The sequence below is a fragment of the Microbacterium sp. Y547 genome (assembly GCF_057669785.1).
In genome coordinates this window covers 188,633-203,924 of the sequence record NZ_JBYHFN010000001.1, presented here as the reverse complement: position 1 = coordinate 203,924, position 15,292 = coordinate 188,633, and the positions used below count along the sequence as shown (strand labels likewise).

Below are 15,292 nucleotides of genomic sequence, written 5' to 3'. Positions count from 1 at the left end.
GGATCGGACACACCGTGACCGCTCTCGTCGAGACCGCAGCGGACCCGAACCGGGGGGCCGAGCCGACCGCTCGGCCCCCCGGCAAGGGCCGCCTGCGCCGCGCCCTCATCGTCGCGTCGTTCCTCGGGCCCGCACTCGTCGTCCTCGGCGCGCTCGTGGTGTATCCGATCGTCTACACCCTCATCCGGTCGTTCTACAACCAGCGCGGCGATGCGTTCGTCGGCTGGGAAAACTACGTGACGATGTTCACGAACGAGAGCACGTTCACCGCGATCCGCAACAACGTCATGTGGGTGATCGTGGCGCCGCTGGCCTGCACGATCCTCGGCCTGATCTTCGCCGTCCTCCTCGAGAAGCTGAAGTGGAAGACGGCGTTCAAGCTCATCATCTTCATGCCGATGGCGATCTCGATGCTCGCCGCCGGGGTCATCTTTCGCGGCATGTTCCAGGAGGACCCCAACCTCGGCGTCGTGAACGCGGTCATCGTGGGTGTCGACAAGGCGTTCTCGAACGAGGCGGGGTATCCCGGGGCTACCCCGCGCGAGGGCTTCGGCATCATCGCCGACCGCGGCACGATCGCATCCGAGGACGAACTCGCACCCGGCAGCGTCCAGGACTTCCCGCTCGCCGGCATCCGTCAGTCGAACCTGCCGCCCGATGCGACCCAAGCCGCCGAGGCCTCGACGCCGGGTGCCACCGAGATCGCCGGGACGGTGTTCCTCGACGTCGTCTCAGGCGGTGGGGGAGTCAACGGTGAGATCGAGGACGGCAAGAGCGGGCTGCCCGGCGTGCGGGTGGATGCCGTAGCACCGGACGGCTCGATTCGCGGATATGCCACGACCGGCGCCGACGGCACCTACCTCATCGAGGGACTCACGGAGGGCGAGACCTATCGTGTCGCCCTGCCCGCGACGAACTTCGACGAGGGCTTCCAGGGCGTCTCGTGGCTCGGCCCGTCGCTCATCAACGCCGTCATCATCCTGTCCTACATCTGGATCTGGGCGGGGTTCGCGATGGTCATGATCGCCTCGGGGCTGTCGGCGATGGACCGATCGCTCCAAGAGGCCTCGCGCATGGACGGGGCCAATGAGTGGCAGGTGTTCACGAGGATCACCGCGCCGCTTCTGGCCCCCGTGCTCGTCGTGGTGATCGTCACCCTCATCATCAACGTGCTGAAGATCTTCGACCTCGTCTACGTCATACCGCCGGGAGTCTCGAAACCGGCGGCGAACGTGATCGCCGTCGAGATGTGGACCGTCTCGTTCGGCGGGGGAAGCAACCAGGGCCTCGGCTCGGCACTGGCGCTCCTGCTGCTCATCCTCGTGCTGCCGTCGATGATCATCAACGTGCGCCGCTTCCGCGAGGAGCGCAGCCGATGAGCGCGGCGTCAGCGGACCTCAGCATCGTCCGCGGAAAGAAGACCGTCGCGCAGAGGATCGTCGGTGTCTTCACCTCGAGCATCGTCAACATCATCCTCGCGATCGTCGCGGTCTTCTGGCTCGTTCCGACGGTCGGGCTGTTCCTCACGTCGCTGCGCAGTGCGGGCGACAACGCAGGGTCGGGCTGGTGGACGGTCTTCACGAAGCCCGCCGAGCTGACGATCGAGAACTACGCCAACCTGCTCTCGAACCCCACGATCACCGGCTCGTTCTGGAACACGATCGTGATCGCGGTGCCCACGACCGTGCTGGTCGTGCTGCTCGGCGCGTGCGCCGCGTATGCGTTCGCGTGGATGCAGTTCCCCGGCCGCGACTGGCTGCTCATCGTCGTCATCATCCTGCTCGCCGTACCGCTGCAGGTGGCGCTGATCCCGCTCGCACGTCTGTTCGGCACGCTCGGGATCTTCGGCAGCGTGCTGGGAGTCATCCTCTTCCACGTGGCGTTCGGGCTGCCGTTCGCGATCTTCCTGCTGCGCAACTTCTTCACGCAGGTGCCCGCGGAACTGCTCGAGGCCGCGCGCATCGACGGTGCGGGGGACTGGCGGATCTTCTTCCAGCTCATCCTGCCGCTGGGCCTGCCCGCGATCGCCTCGCTCGCGATCTTTCAGTTCCTGTGGACGTGGAACGACATGCTCGTCGCCCTCATCTTCACGAACTCCCAGTCGCAGCCGCTGACGGTCGCGATTCAGTCCCAGCTGCGTCAGTTCGGTGCGAACATCGACGTGCTGAGCTCGGGGGCGTTCCTGTCGATGATCGTGCCGCTCATCGTCTTCTTCGCCTTCCAGCGCTACTTCGTGCAGGCGCTCCTCGCCGGCTCGCAGAAGTAAGAGAAGGAGTGCGTCAGGAAGAGCAGCCCAAGCGCGTCTGGATCGAGCGCATGGCGTCGAGTTCGGCGGTCTGGCCGTCCTTCATGCTCTGTGCGACGGCGAGGGCGCGTGGTTCGGAGCCGAGGTCGAGGAGTGCCTGTGCCATCGGTATGGCGCCCTCGTGGTGGCGGATCATCAGCTCGAGGAAGAGGCAGTCGGCCTCGCGGCCGGTCGCGTCACGCAGGGCTGAGAGCTGCTCGGGCGTCGCCATCCCCATGGCGGCCTCGGCTTCTTGCGGGGTGAGCGGCGACCCGTCGCCGTGAGCGTGGCCCTCGCCGAGGGGCGCCATCCAGGCCATCATCGTGCCGTCGGATTGCGGCAGGCCCCACTTCACGAGCCAGTCGTACATCTCGCCACGCTGGCCCGACTGCGTCGTCGCGATGTCGTACGAGAGGATGCGCACCTCGTCGTCGTCGGTCTTGCGATAGATCTCCATCGCCATCTCGATCGCCTGCGTGTGATGAGCCTGCATGTCGCGGGCGAAGCCCGCCTCGGGCGAGGTGGTGCCGGGAAGCGCGACGGACGCTGACTGCCCGAAGGTCGAGAATCGACCGATCGCGAAGGCGAGGGCCGCGATCGCGAGAGCGGCGAGCGCGATGAGCGCCCAGCGCCTTGCTCCCGAGGCGGACCCCGCCGGCTCTGTCACGACTACTGCTTGCCGGGGCCGTCAATCGCGCCGGAGCACAGGGCGCCCGGCTCGGGGACGAGGTCGGAGCGCCAGTACTCCTCGAGGAACTCCTCGATGCGGGGGTCGGCTGCATCATCGACCTTGAGCTGCTGGTTCCACGCGCTGAGCGCGATGGGCGTGTCGAGCCCCTCGAACGGCGAAAGGATCACGTAGCTCGACGGCAGCTTGCTCTTGAGCAGGTCGAGGTCCTCGCTCTGCACGGCGTCGGCGTCGTACGTGATCCACACGGCGCCGTGTTCGAGCGAGTGCACCGCGTTCTCGTTCTGCTGCGGCTCGCTGTAGATGCCGCAGTTCAGCCAGACAGAGTTGTGCGGCCCGCCGGTCGGCGGGGTCTGCTCGTACTCGACGACACCCTCGACGTGGGTCGTGGTGTTCGTGAAGGTCTCGACGCCCTCGATCTCAACGCCCTCGCTGCCGGCCGTGTACGACGCGGGGGGCGCGGGAGCGAACACGAAGGAAGCCACGATCGCACCGATCACGACGATCGCGCCGACGGAGCCGACCGTCCACCACACGAGCTTGCCGCGCTTGCGCTTGGCGAGCTGCTTCTGGTACTCGGCGAGCTTCTCCTGCCGCTTCTGCTCACGCTGCTGCTTGATCGTCAGATCGAGCTTCGCCTGCGTCGCGGGGTTGCCGCTTGTGCGCTTGTCGGAGGGGGACGGAGGAGTCGGGGACATTCGGGTGCTCTCGGCTCGGCGCCGAATCGGGCGCGGGGTGCGGACGGGTCAATACTATGCGGGTGCATGCGATGGATGTCCTGGGAACCGGCCGCGCATCCCCTGAACTCGGGTCACGCCTGCCGTGCGGCACACGGCCCGTGAGCAGCATCCGATAACATAGCTTCTCGAATCGATTCGATCGACGTCGTCCCCATTGGTGGGACGGTCGACCGCCGACTTCTTCACGCCCTGTCGGCCTTTCCGGCAGTTGCGCGCCGCCGCCTCTGAAACGAACACAATCTTGCGCGATACCGCTTCCGTCCCGGTCGTCCCCTCGACCTCGGCGCCCTCGACCGGGGCCATCCGCACGCTCGGAGCCAACCCGGCCACCGCACCGATCGTCCTGCACCCGGGCGATGCGCTCTCGACGCGCCGCCGCGTGCTCTACATCATCCTGCTCGGCGCCCTCACCGCGCTCGGCCCGTTCACCATCGACCTGTACCTGCCGGCGTTCCCCGCGCTCGAGGCCGATTTCCAGACGACGTCGACCGCCATCCAGCTCACCCTCACGGGAACGATGATCGGCTTCGCGCTGGGCCAGCTCATCGTCGGGCCGCTCAGCGACAAGGTGGGGCGCCGGATCCCGCTGCTGGCCGTCACCGCCCTCCACGTCGTCGCCAGCTCGGCGGCCGCCTTCGCCCCCACGCTCGAGCTGCTCTCGGTGACGCGCGTGCTGATGGGTGCGGGCGCTGCGGCGGGCGGCGTCGTCGCCGCCGCTGTCGTGCGTGACCTGTTCGGCGGACGCCGCCTCGTCGTCATGCTGTCCCGCCTCGCGCTCGTTTCGGGCGTCGCGCCGGTGCTCGCGCCGCTTGTCGGTTCCGCGCTGCTGCTCGTGATGCCCTGGCGCGGTATCTTCATCGTGCTCGCCGTCTACGGCGCGCTCATGCTGATCTCGGCGGTCGTGTTCATCCCCGAGACGCTCCCTCCCGCTCGGCGCAGCGAACAGGGCACGACGACCGTGTGGCAGCGCTACCGGAGCGTGCTGGGCGACCGGGTGTTCCTCGGCGTCCTCGTGATCGGCGGCATGACCTTCAGCGGGCTCTTCTCGTACCTGTCGGCGTCGTCCTTCCTGTTCCAGGGGACGTACGGCTTCGACCCGCAGCAGTACGGCCTGCTCTTCGCCGCCAACTCGATCGGCGTCGTGGTGGGCGTGCAGGCGGCCTCACGTCTCGCCGCGCGCTTCGGCCCGCAGTGGGTCATGGCGTGGTCGACCGTCGTGCTCGTCGTATCGGCATCGGCCATCGTGATCACCGATCAGCTCGGACTCGGGCTCTGGGGCACGGTCGTGCCGCTGTTCGTCTTCATGACCGCGTGCGGCTTCACCTTTCCCTGCGTGCAGGTGCTCGCACTGGACCGGCACGGCAAGGCCGCCGGAACGGCGCAGTCGATCATCGGGGCGACCAACTTCGGTGTGGCCGGACTCGTCTCGCCGCTCGTGGGGTGGATCGCCAGTGACGCCGGCATCACCGCCACGACGATGGCAGGTGTCATGGTCGGCTGCTCGGTGATCGCCGTGCTCGCGCTGTGGTTCATCGTGCGCCCGCGCACGGTCGGTCCGCTCGCGCCGTAGCGCCCCGCAGCACGCTCACCCCTCGGCCCTGACCGTGATGGCGGCGGCCGGATGAATGAGCGGTGGCTCGTGCGCGCCGACGCCGAGGGTGCAGCGCCTGCGGGCACAATGGGGGGATGCCGCAACGGAAGCTCGTCGTCCCAGGCACGGTGCCGCTCCTCGTCTGGGGTTTCGTGCTCGTGGCTCTTGCGTGCGCGCTCGGGGGGTGGGTGCTCGCGCAGGGCAACGGCCCCTTCGCCGTGGACACGTGGTGGAACGGCGTGCTGGCTGACCTCGGGGGCTCGACGCTGTCGGGGTTTTCGCTCGTGATGGCGTTTCTCGGTGGGGGGTGGTTCGGGATCTTCGTCGTGCCGCTCGGCGGCGCGCTGGTGCTCGTGCTGGTGCGACGACCGTGGTCGGCGGCGTACTTCCTCTTCGCTCAAGCCGTGTCGGCGGGGATCGTGCAGGTGCTCAAACGGACGTTCGGTCGCGCGCGGCCCGAGGACATCATCATCATCACCGACTTCGGCTCGTTCCCGTCGGGCCACGTGGCCGGTGCCGCGACGCTCGCGACGGTGCTCGTCGTGATCTTCCCGCGGGTGGCTGTTCTGGTTCTCGGCGTGGTGTGGGTGCTGCTCATGGCGCTCAGCCGGACGGTGCTGCACGCGCACTGGCTCAGTGACACCGCCGGCGGTGCGCTCATCGGCGTAGGAGCGGCGCTCCTGGTCGCCGGCGCGATGAGTCGGGTCCTCGCTCGCGAAAGGCCCGAGCAGCGCCTCGCCTCCGGTCTGTAGAGGCTGCGGGGGCGTCGCTAGGCTGTGCGCATGACCGAGCCGGACGCCGTCGCCGAAGCCGAACTCGCACGTCTGCGGGCCGAGGCAGAAGCCGCCGAAGCCCAGCTCAAGGTCGCCCAGGCCAAAGCCGCGCTCGCCGCGGCTGAGGCCCAGGCGGCGAAGGCGCGAGCGGGCATTCCCGCCCCGCCGCCCGCGCGCGGCGATCAGGAAGGAGCGGCGACGAACGAGCCCGAGGTGCCGACCGCCTCGCCCGAGTCTTCCGCCGCCGTCGACGGTGAGTCGCCGCAACCGACAGGCACCGGTCCCCTCGATGAGGCCGCCGTCGCCGCGATCGTGAAGGGCTACACCTTCGACGCCGAGACGCTCGACCTCGGCGCGCTCGTCAACACCGATCCCGTCGCGTCGGCGCAGATCCGGATCCCGATCGCCATGACGAACCGCCACGGCCTCGTCGCCGGCGCGACCGGCACGGGCAAGACCCGCACGCTCCAGGTGCTCGCCGAACAGCTCGCGGCGAAGGGGGTTCCCGTCTTCGCCGCAGACATCAAAGGCGACCTGTCGGGAGTCGCGACGCCGGGCGAGGCGAACGACAATCTCCTCGAGCGCACGCGCGCGATCGGTCAGGACTGGACGCCCGCGGCCTCGGTCACGGAGTACTTCGCGCTCGGCGGCATCGGCAAGGGCGTGCCGGTGCGCGCGACCGTGAGCGGATTCGGTCCCCTGCTGCTGAGCAAGGTACTCGGTCTCAACCAGACCCAGGAGTCCAGCCTCGGCCTCGTCTTCCACTACGCGGACCACAACGGCCTCGCCCTGGTCGACCTGTCGGATCTGAGGGCTGTGCTCACCTACCTCACGAGCGACGAGGGCAAGGCCGAGCTCAAGGAGCTCGGCGGTCTGTCTGCGGCGACGGCGGGTGTCATCCTGCGCGAGCTCATCACGTTCGCGGACGACGGCGCCGACGTCTTCTTCGGCGAGCCCGAGTTCGATGTGCGCGACTTCCTGCGCACCGCTGCCGACGGACGCGGCGTGATCAGCCTGCTCGAGGTGCCCGGCGTCATCGACAAGCCCGCTCTGTTCTCGACGTTCCTGATGTACCTGCTCGCCGAGCTCTTCGAGATTCTCCCCGAGGTCGGCGACCTCGATAAGCCGAAGCTCGTGTTCTTCTTCGACGAGGCTCATCTGCTCTTCACGGGTGCGTCGAAGGATTTCGTCGCCGCGATCACCCAGACCGTCCGGCTCATCCGATCGAAGGGCGTCGGCGTCTTCTTCGTGACGCAGACCCCCAAGGATGTGCCGGCCGCCGTGCTCGCACAACTGGGCTCGCGCATCCAGCACGCCCTGCGGGCCTTCACGCCCGATGACGCCAAGGCGCTCCGCGCCACCGTCGGCACCTACCCGAAGTCCGGCTACGACCTCGAACGCGTGCTGCAGGAGCTCGGCACGGGCGAGGCGATCGTGACGGTGATGAGTGAGAAGGGCGCGCCGACCCCCGTCGCCTGGACCCGGCTGCGCGCACCGCAGGGACTCATGTCCCCGACATCCGATCCCGCGATCGAGGCGACCGTGAAAGCCTCGCCCCTGCTGGCGGCCTACGGCACCCCGATCGACCGCGAATCGGCGCGCGAGATCCTCACCGCCAAGATGCGCGCCGCCGACGAGGCCCAGGCCGCCCGGCAGGCCGAACTCGACCGGGCGAAGATCGCCGCCGAGCTCGCCACGCAGCAGGCCGCGATCGACAAGGCACAGGCGGATGCCGACCGCAAAGCCCAGAAGGAGTACGAGCGGCTCCTCAAGAAGACGAGCGGTTCGTCGCGCACATCCAGCCGTGCACCGAAGTCCGGGCTCGAGCAGATCCTCGGATCGACGTCGACGCGGACCGTGCTGAACGGCGTCATCCGCGGGATCTTCGGCACAGGCCGCCGCTGACCCTCGCAGGTCATAGCCTGGGGGCATGGCGACGAAGCCCCCGGCATCCGATATCGACGAATCGCACCTGCGTGTCACGGAGCCCAAGCGCGCGGCCGCCGGCATTCCCGCGGTGTTGCACGCGCTGCAGGTCTCGGTCGACCAGATGGGTCTCGTGCGGTCGGCGCAAACGCTTCTGCGGATGAATCAGAAGGACGGCTTCGACTGCCCCGGCTGTGCGTGGCCCGAGGAGGACAAGCGTCACGTCGCGGAGTTCTGCGAGAACGGCGCGAAGGCCGTCGCCGAAGAGGCGACTCTGCGCCGCGCGGGGCCGGAGTTCTTCGCGGCGCACTCGATCGACGAGCTCGCGGGGCACGACGACTGGTGGCTCGGGCAGCAGGGACGGCTGACGCATCCGATGATCCTCGACGAGGGTGCGACGCACTATCGGCCGATCGAGTGGGATGACGCGCTGCGCGAGATCGCCGCTGCGATCTCGGCGCTCGACGACCCTGACGAGGCGGCGTTCTACACGTCGGGCCGGACGTCGAACGAGGCGGCGTTCCTGTATCAGCTGCTCGTGCGCGGAATCGGGACGAACAACCTGCCGGACTGCTCGAACATGTGCCACGAGTCGTCGGGCTCGGCTCTCACCGAGACGATCGGCATCGGCAAGGGCACGGTCTCGATCGAGGACATCCACGAAGCCGACCTGCTGATCGTCGCGGGGCAGAACCCGGGCACGAACCACCCGCGCATGCTCTCGGCGCTCGAGAAGGCCAAGAAGCACGGGGCGAGGATCCTCGCGGTCAACCCGCTGCCCGAAGCCGGGCTCGTGCGGTTCGAGAACCCTCAGACGCTGAAGGGGATGATCCTCGGCGGCACCGAACTCGCCGACGAGTTCGTGCAGATTCGTCTCGGCGGCGACCAGGCGCTCTTCCAGGCGATCGGCAAGCACCTGCTCGAGGCCTCGGCGGTCCCCGCCACCGATGCGCTGGACCACGAGTTCATCGCTCGGTACACGAGCGGGTTCGACGCGTACCGACAGGCGATGGCAGATGCCGCGTGGCCCGACCTGGTCGCGGCGACGGGGCTGTCCGAAGGCGAGCTGCGGCGCATCGCCGAGGTCGTGCGCGGCTCGAAAGCGACGATCGTGTGCTGGGCGATGGGACTCACGCAGCACAAGCACTCGGTGCCCATCCTGCGTGATGTCCTCAGCGTTCTGCTGCTACAGGGCAACATCGGCCGCCCGGGCGCGGGAGTGTGCCCCGTGCGCGGTCACTCCAACGTTCAGGGCGACCGCACGGTCGGCATCTACGAGAAGCCCTCGGCGGGCTTCCTCGATGCCCTCGATGCGGAGTTCGGCTTCCATGCTCCGCGCGAGCACGGGTACGACACGGTCGAGGCGATCCGGGCGATGCGCGACTCACGCGTGCGGTTCTTCATGGCGATGGGCGGCAACTTCATCTCGGCGACGCCCGACACCGCGGTCGTCGAGGCGGCCGTGGCTCGCGTCGACCTCACGGTGCAGGTCTCGACGAAGCTGAACCGCTCCCATGTCGTGACGGGCCGCCGGGCGATCATCCTGCCGACCCTCGGTCGCACCGACCGTGATGTGCGGGCCGGGCGCGAGCAGCGCGTGACCGTCGAGGACTCGATGGGCGCCGTGCACGCATCGCGCGGACGCCTCGCCCCGCCGACGGGCGACATGCTGAGCGAGGTCGCGATCGTCGCCCGGCTGTGCGGGCTGCTGTTCTCGTCGCCGGGTGCCACGGCCCGGCCCGCGCGTGCCAACGCGCCCCGCGCGGACTGGGCCGCCCTCGAGACGGACTACGCGCGCATCCGCGCGCACATCCAGCGCGTCGTGCCCGGCTTCGACGACTACGAAGCACGCATCGCGAAGGGGGCGACCCTGCGGCTGCCGAACGGTCCGCGCGACTCCCGCCGGTTCGACACGGTCGACGGGCGTGCACGGTTCACGGTCAATCCGCTCGAGTACCCCCGCATCCCGCACGGCCGCCTGCTGCTGCAGACGCTGCGCTCGCACGACCAGTACAACACCACCGTCTACGGCGCCGACGATCGCTACCGCGGCATCAGCGGGGGGCGCCGCGTCGTGCTCGTGCACGCCGACGATATCCGCGACCTGGGCTTCGCCGACGGTGAGGTCGTCGACCTCGTGTCCGAGTGGACGAACGCCGCAGGCCGGACCGAGGAGCGCACCGCCGAGGCCTTCCGCATCGTCGCCTACCCGACGCCCCGCGGCAACGCAGCGGCCTACTATCCCGAGACGAACGTGCTCGTGCCGCTGGACTCGGTCGCCGATGTGAGCGGTACGCCGACGTCGAAGTCGGTCATCGTGCGGCTGGAACGGCGCGACTCCTAGGCTGGAGCCATGTTGCGCGCCGCCGTGATCACCGTGTCCGATCGCTCCGCCGCGGGTGAGCGCGACGACGCGAGCGGGCCGGTCGCTGTCGACGCGCTGCGCGAGGCCGGGTTCGCCTGCGACGGAGCAGTGATCGTGCCTGACGGGGCCGACAGCGTCGAGCGTGCGCTGCGAAGCGCGATCGACGCGGGTGCCCGTCTCGTGGTGACCACGGGGGGAACGGGCGTGTCTCCCCGCGACGAGACGCCGGAGGGAACCGCGCGCGTCATCGAGCGGACCGTGCCGGGGATCGCCGAGGAACTGCGCCGCCGGGGCGCCGCCGAGATGCCTGCGGGCATGCTCTCGCGCGGACTCGCGGGCGTGGCGGCGGGGGCGCTGATCGTGAATCTTCCGGGGTCGCCCCGGGCCGTGGCATCCGGAATGCCCCTCGTGCTGTCTGTCGCGCGGCACGTCACCGACCAGCTCCGAGGCGAAGACCACTCATGAGCGGCCTTCGCCTCGCGCGCATCACCGACGAACCGCTCGACATCGCTGCGCACCTCGACGCGGTCGATGACGCCCGCGCGGGGGCAGTGGCGTCGTTCATCGGGCGGGTCCGCGATCATGATCCGGATGCCGCGACCGCCGTCGTCGCCCTCGAATACAGCGCCCATCCCGATGCCGAGGCGAGGCTGCATGACATCGCGTCGTCGTGCATCGGGTCGACGGGGGCGATCGTGGCCGTGTCGCACCGGGTGGGCCGGCTGGAGGTCGGCGACCTGGCGGTGGTGATCGCCGTCGCCTCGCCCCACCGAGCCGAGGCGTTCGCCGTGTGCCGCGACGTGATCGAGGCGATCAAGCGCGACCTTCCGGTGTGGAAGCGTCAGGTCGAATCCGACGGCACGACCGCGTGGAAGGGCATCGGCGGCTGACACCGCGCGCCGCGGCATCGCGCCGTGCCCCGTCAGCCGCCCGCGAACGGCGGCAGGACGTCGACGAGGTCGTCGGCGCCGAGCGGAGTGTCATCGCCCACGCGGACACCGCCGACGAGCACGGCGCAGCGGGGCAGGATGCCACCGAGTCCGGGCCGCTCATGCGCGAGCGCCGTGCGCAGGTCGCCGAGAGTCGTCTCGACGCGGGTTTCTTCGGCGCGACCGGCCATCTCCTCGGCGGCGGCGAAGTAGCGGACGCGTGCCATCACGCCGTCCAGTCCGCGGCGAGGGCCGTGATGGTCTCGACGGCGGCGCGGGTGTCCTCGGGGGTGCCGCCCGCGCGGCCCGCGACGAGTCCCGCGACGAACGCGCTGAACGGAGCGGCAGGCCGCGCGACACCGACGGCGACGTCGCGCGCGAGATCGAGGATGAGCGAGATCGGAAGGTCTTCGGGTGCCAGATCGAAGCGCTCGCGCAGGGCCGCCGCCCACTCGTCGAGGGCCTCGGGGGGAAGACTGCGGGAATCGCTCACGGTGCCTCCTCGGTCGGCCGGTGCTCGGATCGGGCTCGGGCAAGATCCTCCCACGTATCCACGTCGCGGGTGAGGGCATCATCCACGGAGATGACCGCGAGGGCGAGCCCGTCGATGAGCGCGCGGACGGGTGCGTCGCGTCCGCGGTCGGCGAGGTCGGATGCCGCCGCGCGCAGCCTCGTCGTGCGGTAGATGCCGATGAGCCACTGCGGGCGTGATGAGGTGTCCGCGAGGCACACGCCGTCGATGTCGGCGGGGAGGAGCATCATGTCGGCCACGAGCCGATGCACCGCCGCGTGGGCGGAGGGGAGATCGCACGCCAGCAGCACGGTCCACTCGGGATCGTGGTGCGCCGGCCAGGTGGCGAGCGCCGCGATGATGGCGGCCGCGGGTCCGCCGAAGGGGGGGGTCTCGCGCACCCAGGCGACGGGGAGATCGGCATCGAGCACTGGGGCGACGATCGTGACGGGGTCGGCACCGATCGCGCGCACGGCGTCGACGGCGGTGGCGAGGAGCGTGCGACCGCCCACGTCGAACAGGGGCTTCACCGCACCGCCCACGCGCGATGCGCGCCCGCCGGCGAGCAGCACGGCACCCACCGAGAGCGGCGGTCTCTGGCCGCCGGCCCGCGGCTCGCGGTCACGGGCCGGGGGCCGTTCCGAGCCGGTCATTCTTCGCCCGCGCGCACCCAGTCACCGCTCTTGCCGCCGGTCTTGCGCACGATGCGCACAGCGTCGATCGACGTGCCCTTGTCGAGGGCCTTCACCATGTCGACGATCGCGAGCGCGGCGACCGTGACCGCCGTGAGCGCTTCCATCTCGACGCCGGTGCGGTCGGCCGTACGCACGGTGGCCTCGATCGCGACGCCGTCGTCGGCGATGTCGAGATCGACCGTCGCGCCGTGCACGCCGATGACATGGGCGAGGGGCAGCAGATCGGGAGTGCGCTTGGCGGCGCTGATGCCGGAGATCCGCGCCACGGCGAGCACGTCGCCCTTGGGGACCGAGCCGTCGCGCAGGGCGGCGACGACGTGCGCCGCGCACCGGACGAACCCGCGGGCCGTCGCGGAGCGGACGGTCGGCTGCTTCTCGGTGACATCGACCATGCGGGCGCGGCCCGCGGCATCCAGGTGCGTGAAGCTCATGAGATCAGCATGACATCGACGAGATCTCCGGCTTCGACCGCCGCGACGTCGGCCGGGATCACGGCGTAGGCCTCTGCGCGGCCGAGGCCGCCGGCGAGGTGCGAGCCACCGCGTGTCACCGGCACGGCACGCCACGCCCTCGGATCCCCGCGGTCGATCGCGACGGGAAGGTACTGCGTGCGCCCGGGGGGCGTCCGCCATCCGCTCGCCGCGGGCAGCGTGATGACGGGGCGCGTGAGATCGGTCGCGCCCTGCAGGGCCAGCAGTGCGGGCCGGACGAACGCCTCGAACGACACGGCGGCGCTCACGGGGTTGCCGGGAAGGCCGAACAGCAGGACGTTCGAGGGGGTGCGGCCGAAACCCTGAGGCTTGCCCGGCTGCATCGCGAGCTTCGTGAACGTCATGACATCGCCCAGCGTGTTCTTGACGACCTCGTACGCCCCCGCACTCACACCGCCCGAGAAGACGACGAGGTCGGCGCCGAGGGCCTCGGCGGCGGCGATCGCGCGTCGCGGACCATCGCCGTCATCGGACACGCTCGTGCGCAGCACGACCTGTGCACCGGCCTCGGCCGCGAGCCCTGCGAGCAGCTCACTGTTGGACTCGGGGATCTGTCCGCGGGCGAGCACCGTGCCGGGTGCGACGAGCTCGGAGCCGGTCGAGACGACCCCGACGCGGGGGCGTCGGCTCACGGTGACCGCCGCGACCCCTGCTGCAGCCGCGGCGGCCGCCTGCAGCGCTCCGACGCGCAGTCCTGCGGGAAGCAGCTGATCGCCCGCGACGGCGTCTTCGCCGCGGCGACGGATGTGCGCCCCGACCCCCTTGGGCGCGGCCAGCACGGAGATCTCGCCGAGGGAGTGCTCGAGTCCGCCCTCGGTGTCCTCGAACGGCACGATCGCGGAGGCATCCGTCGGAACGGGGGAGCCCGTCATGATGCGTGCGGCCTCGCCCGGCCCCAGCGGGGGATCCAGAGCGGTTCCGGCGGGAAGATCGGCGACGACGCGCAGTGCGACGGGGGTACCCCTCGTCGCGCCGGCGACGTCGTCGTGGCGCACCGCGAAGCCGTCCATCGCGGAGTTGTCGAAGACCGGGATGTCGACGGCGGCGTGTACGGGGGAGCGCAGCACCGAACCGTGTGCGCGCGCCACGGGAAGCGTCTCGGTCTCGACCGGCGTCACTGCCGCGAGCACGCGCTCCAGGTGCTCGGCAACGGACGCGAGCTCCCTCACTCCGACTCACCCCGTGCGCGGTTCCACGCGTCCATCCCGCCCGCGAGCACCGACGCGTCGATCCCCGCCGCGACGAGAGCCTGCGCGGCGCGCTGCGCACGCACGCCGGCCTGGCAGACGACGACGACCGGGCCCGGTCCCGCGAGCGCCGGGTCGGCGAGGAGCCTCCCAAGGGGGATCTGGAGGCTCCCGTCGATGATGCCCGTCGCGGTCTCGTGCGGCTCGCGCACGTCGACGAGCGTTGCTCCCGAATCCCGGGCCGACGCCGCTTCGGTGGGATCCACTTGTGGGATGCGTGCGGGGACGGAGGGCGCGGCGGCACGGACGTCGGGGGCTTCCACGGGGTGGCGTCCTCCACCGCGGAGCGCCACTTCATGGACGCGACCGCGCAGCGCGTCGATGACGGCGACGCGACCGAGCAACGGTTCACCCACGCCCGTCAGCAGCTTGACGGTCTCGGTCGCCATGAGGCTCCCCGTCTGCGCGCACAGTGGTGCCAGAACGCCCACCTGTGCGCACGACGGCACGTCGCCCATCGATGCCGGCGGATAGAGGTCGGCCAGCAGCACCGGGGTGATCCCCGCGGGCGGGTGGGACCAGAAGACCGTCACCTGGGCGTGGAACTCCTGTACGACGCCCCACACGAGGGGCACGCCGAGCTCTTCGCATGCCGCGGCGACGGCTTCGCGCGTGCCGAACGTGTCGGTGCCGTCGACCACGACGTGCGCTCCGGCGAGGAGGACAGCGGCGTTGTCAGGCGTCAGCCGTTCGCGGACGGCACGCACGTGCGTCGCCGGAGACAGGTCAGCCGCCACACGGACGGCCGAATCCACCTTCGGTGCGCCGACGTCGATGACGCGGTGCATGGTCTGCCGCTGCAGATTGGATGCCTCCACGATGTCGTCGTCGATGATCGTGATCGCGCCCACCCCGGCCCCCGCGAGGGCGAGCAGAATGGCAGAGCCGAGGCCGCCCGCGCCGACGACGGCGACGTGAGCCGCTGCGAGTCGTCTCTGCCCGACGTCACCGAAGCCGACGAGCACGCGGTGCCTCGCCGTGCGCGACGCCTCGGCGTCATCGAGTGCGTCGATCGGTTCGACGAGGGGAGGGATCGCCATAGAGGCCAGGCT

General features: G+C 70.2%; 16 protein-coding genes. 8 read left to right on the top strand and 8 right to left on the bottom strand.

Features of this window, described 5'->3' with window-relative positions:
* Positions 1-14 precede the first annotated feature (14 nt).
* Together AC25Y0_RS01045 and AC25Y0_RS01040 are read left to right on the top strand one after the other, a co-directional pair.
* On the top strand, positions 15-1,379 hold the full coding sequence (locus AC25Y0_RS01045) for a carbohydrate ABC transporter permease (protein WP_488122509.1): 1,365 nt from the start codon (positions 15-17) through the stop codon (positions 1,377-1,379).
* Entirely contained in the window at positions 1,376-2,266 is an 891-nt protein-coding gene (locus tag AC25Y0_RS01040) for a carbohydrate ABC transporter permease (RefSeq protein ID WP_488122508.1), read from the top strand. Before AC25Y0_RS01045 ends, AC25Y0_RS01040 begins: the two co-directional genes overlap by 4 nt.
* A 13-nt stretch (positions 2,267-2,279) precedes the next feature.
* Here the strand turns inward: AC25Y0_RS01040 and AC25Y0_RS01035 are convergent, their stop codons facing one another.
* Complete coding sequence (locus tag AC25Y0_RS01035; RefSeq protein ID WP_488122507.1) at positions 2,280-2,951, bottom strand: DUF305 domain-containing protein; 672 nt, start codon at positions 2,949-2,951, stop codon at positions 2,280-2,282.
* 2 nt (positions 2,952-2,953) lie between these two features.
* The gene (locus AC25Y0_RS01030; RefSeq protein WP_488134058.1) at positions 2,954-3,670 is read right to left on the bottom strand and encodes a thioredoxin-like domain-containing protein; all 717 of its coding nucleotides are present in this window, start codon (positions 3,668-3,670) and stop codon (positions 2,954-2,956) included.
* Positions 3,671-3,953: 283 nt separating this feature from the next.
* On the opposite strand from AC25Y0_RS01030, the gene AC25Y0_RS01025 reads away from it, so the two are divergent.
* From AC25Y0_RS01025 to AC25Y0_RS01000, 6 genes are all read left to right on the top strand, one after another.
* Positions 3,954-5,282, top strand: coding sequence for a multidrug effflux MFS transporter (locus tag AC25Y0_RS01025; protein WP_488122505.1), 1,329 nt, complete (start codon positions 3,954-3,956; stop codon positions 5,280-5,282).
* Between the two features lie 116 nt (positions 5,283-5,398).
* Positions 5,399-6,055: a phosphatase PAP2 family protein gene (locus AC25Y0_RS01020; RefSeq protein ID WP_488134057.1), complete on the top strand. Its 657-nt coding sequence runs from the start codon at positions 5,399-5,401 to the stop codon at positions 6,053-6,055.
* Between the two features lie 30 nt (positions 6,056-6,085).
* Complete coding sequence (locus tag AC25Y0_RS01015; protein WP_488122503.1) at positions 6,086-7,981, top strand: helicase HerA-like domain-containing protein; 1,896 nt, start codon at positions 6,086-6,088, stop codon at positions 7,979-7,981.
* Between the two features lie 25 nt (positions 7,982-8,006).
* Positions 8,007-10,346 carry an FdhF/YdeP family oxidoreductase gene (locus tag AC25Y0_RS01010; RefSeq protein ID WP_488134056.1) on the top strand — a complete coding sequence of 780 codons (2,340 nt, stop codon included), beginning with the start codon at positions 8,007-8,009 and terminating at the stop codon, positions 10,344-10,346.
* Between the two features lie 9 nt (positions 10,347-10,355).
* Complete coding sequence (locus AC25Y0_RS01005) at positions 10,356-10,832, top strand: MogA/MoaB family molybdenum cofactor biosynthesis protein (RefSeq protein WP_488122501.1); 477 nt, start codon at positions 10,356-10,358, stop codon at positions 10,830-10,832.
* Entirely contained in the window at positions 10,829-11,257 is a 429-nt protein-coding gene (locus AC25Y0_RS01000) for a molybdenum cofactor biosynthesis protein MoaE (RefSeq protein WP_488122500.1), read from the top strand. Before AC25Y0_RS01005 ends, AC25Y0_RS01000 begins: the two co-directional genes overlap by 4 nt.
* A gap of 32 nt (positions 11,258-11,289) precedes the next feature.
* Here the strand turns inward: AC25Y0_RS01000 and AC25Y0_RS00995 are convergent, their stop codons facing one another.
* The 6 genes from AC25Y0_RS00995 to AC25Y0_RS00970 form a co-directional block, all read right to left on the bottom strand.
* The gene (locus AC25Y0_RS00995; RefSeq protein WP_488122499.1) at positions 11,290-11,523 is read right to left on the bottom strand and encodes a MoaD/ThiS family protein; all 234 of its coding nucleotides are present in this window, start codon (positions 11,521-11,523) and stop codon (positions 11,290-11,292) included.
* Positions 11,523-11,789 carry a DUF6457 domain-containing protein gene (locus AC25Y0_RS00990; RefSeq protein ID WP_488122498.1) on the bottom strand — a complete coding sequence of 89 codons (267 nt, stop codon included), beginning with the start codon at positions 11,787-11,789 and terminating at the stop codon, positions 11,523-11,525. The genes AC25Y0_RS00995 and AC25Y0_RS00990 overlap by 1 nt, the downstream gene beginning before the upstream one ends.
* Positions 11,786-12,388, bottom strand: a complete 603-nt coding sequence (gene mobA / locus AC25Y0_RS00985) for a molybdenum cofactor guanylyltransferase (RefSeq protein WP_488134055.1) — start codon at positions 12,386-12,388, stop codon at positions 11,786-11,788. Before mobA ends, AC25Y0_RS00990 begins: the two co-directional genes overlap by 4 nt.
* Positions 12,389-12,456: 68 nt before the next feature.
* A complete protein-coding gene (gene moaC / locus AC25Y0_RS00980; protein ID WP_488134054.1) occupies positions 12,457-12,933 on the bottom strand; it encodes a cyclic pyranopterin monophosphate synthase MoaC in 477 nt (158 codons plus the stop codon).
* Positions 12,930-14,162 carry a molybdopterin molybdotransferase MoeA gene (locus tag AC25Y0_RS00975; protein WP_488122495.1) on the bottom strand — a complete coding sequence of 411 codons (1,233 nt, stop codon included), beginning with the start codon at positions 14,160-14,162 and terminating at the stop codon, positions 12,930-12,932. The genes moaC and AC25Y0_RS00975 overlap by 4 nt, the downstream gene beginning before the upstream one ends.
* On the bottom strand, positions 14,159-15,280 hold the full coding sequence (locus AC25Y0_RS00970; RefSeq protein WP_488134053.1) for a ThiF family adenylyltransferase: 1,122 nt from the start codon (positions 15,278-15,280) through the stop codon (positions 14,159-14,161). Before AC25Y0_RS00970 ends, AC25Y0_RS00975 begins: the two co-directional genes overlap by 4 nt.
* Positions 15,281-15,292: the final 12 nt, after the last annotated feature.

Bases quoted from the DNA above. Each gene is read 5' to 3' on its own strand.
- AC25Y0_RS01040 (WP_488122508.1), top strand. From the start codon at position 1,376: ATGAGCGCGGCGTCAGCGGACCTCAGCATCGTCCGCGGAAAGAAGACC.
- AC25Y0_RS01030 (WP_488134058.1), bottom strand. From the start codon at position 3,670: ATGTCCCCGACTCCTCCGTCCCCCTCCGACAAGCGCACAAGCGGCAAC.
- AC25Y0_RS01020 (WP_488134057.1), top strand. From the start codon at position 5,399: ATGCCGCAACGGAAGCTCGTCGTCCCAGGCACGGTGCCGCTCCTCGTC.
- AC25Y0_RS01015 (WP_488122503.1), top strand. From the start codon at position 6,086: ATGACCGAGCCGGACGCCGTCGCCGAAGCCGAACTCGCACGTCTGCGG.
- AC25Y0_RS01010 (WP_488134056.1), top strand. From the start codon at position 8,007: ATGGCGACGAAGCCCCCGGCATCCGATATCGACGAATCGCACCTGCGT.
- AC25Y0_RS01005 (WP_488122501.1), top strand. From the start codon at position 10,356: ATGTTGCGCGCCGCCGTGATCACCGTGTCCGATCGCTCCGCCGCGGGT.
- AC25Y0_RS01000 (WP_488122500.1), top strand. From the start codon at position 10,829: ATGAGCGGCCTTCGCCTCGCGCGCATCACCGACGAACCGCTCGACATC.
- AC25Y0_RS00995 (WP_488122499.1), bottom strand. From the start codon at position 11,523: ATGGCACGCGTCCGCTACTTCGCCGCCGCCGAGGAGATGGCCGGTCGC.
- moaC (WP_488134054.1), bottom strand. From the start codon at position 12,933: ATGAGCTTCACGCACCTGGATGCCGCGGGCCGCGCCCGCATGGTCGAT.
- AC25Y0_RS00970 (WP_488134053.1), bottom strand. From the start codon at position 15,280: ATGGCGATCCCTCCCCTCGTCGAACCGATCGACGCACTCGATGACGCC.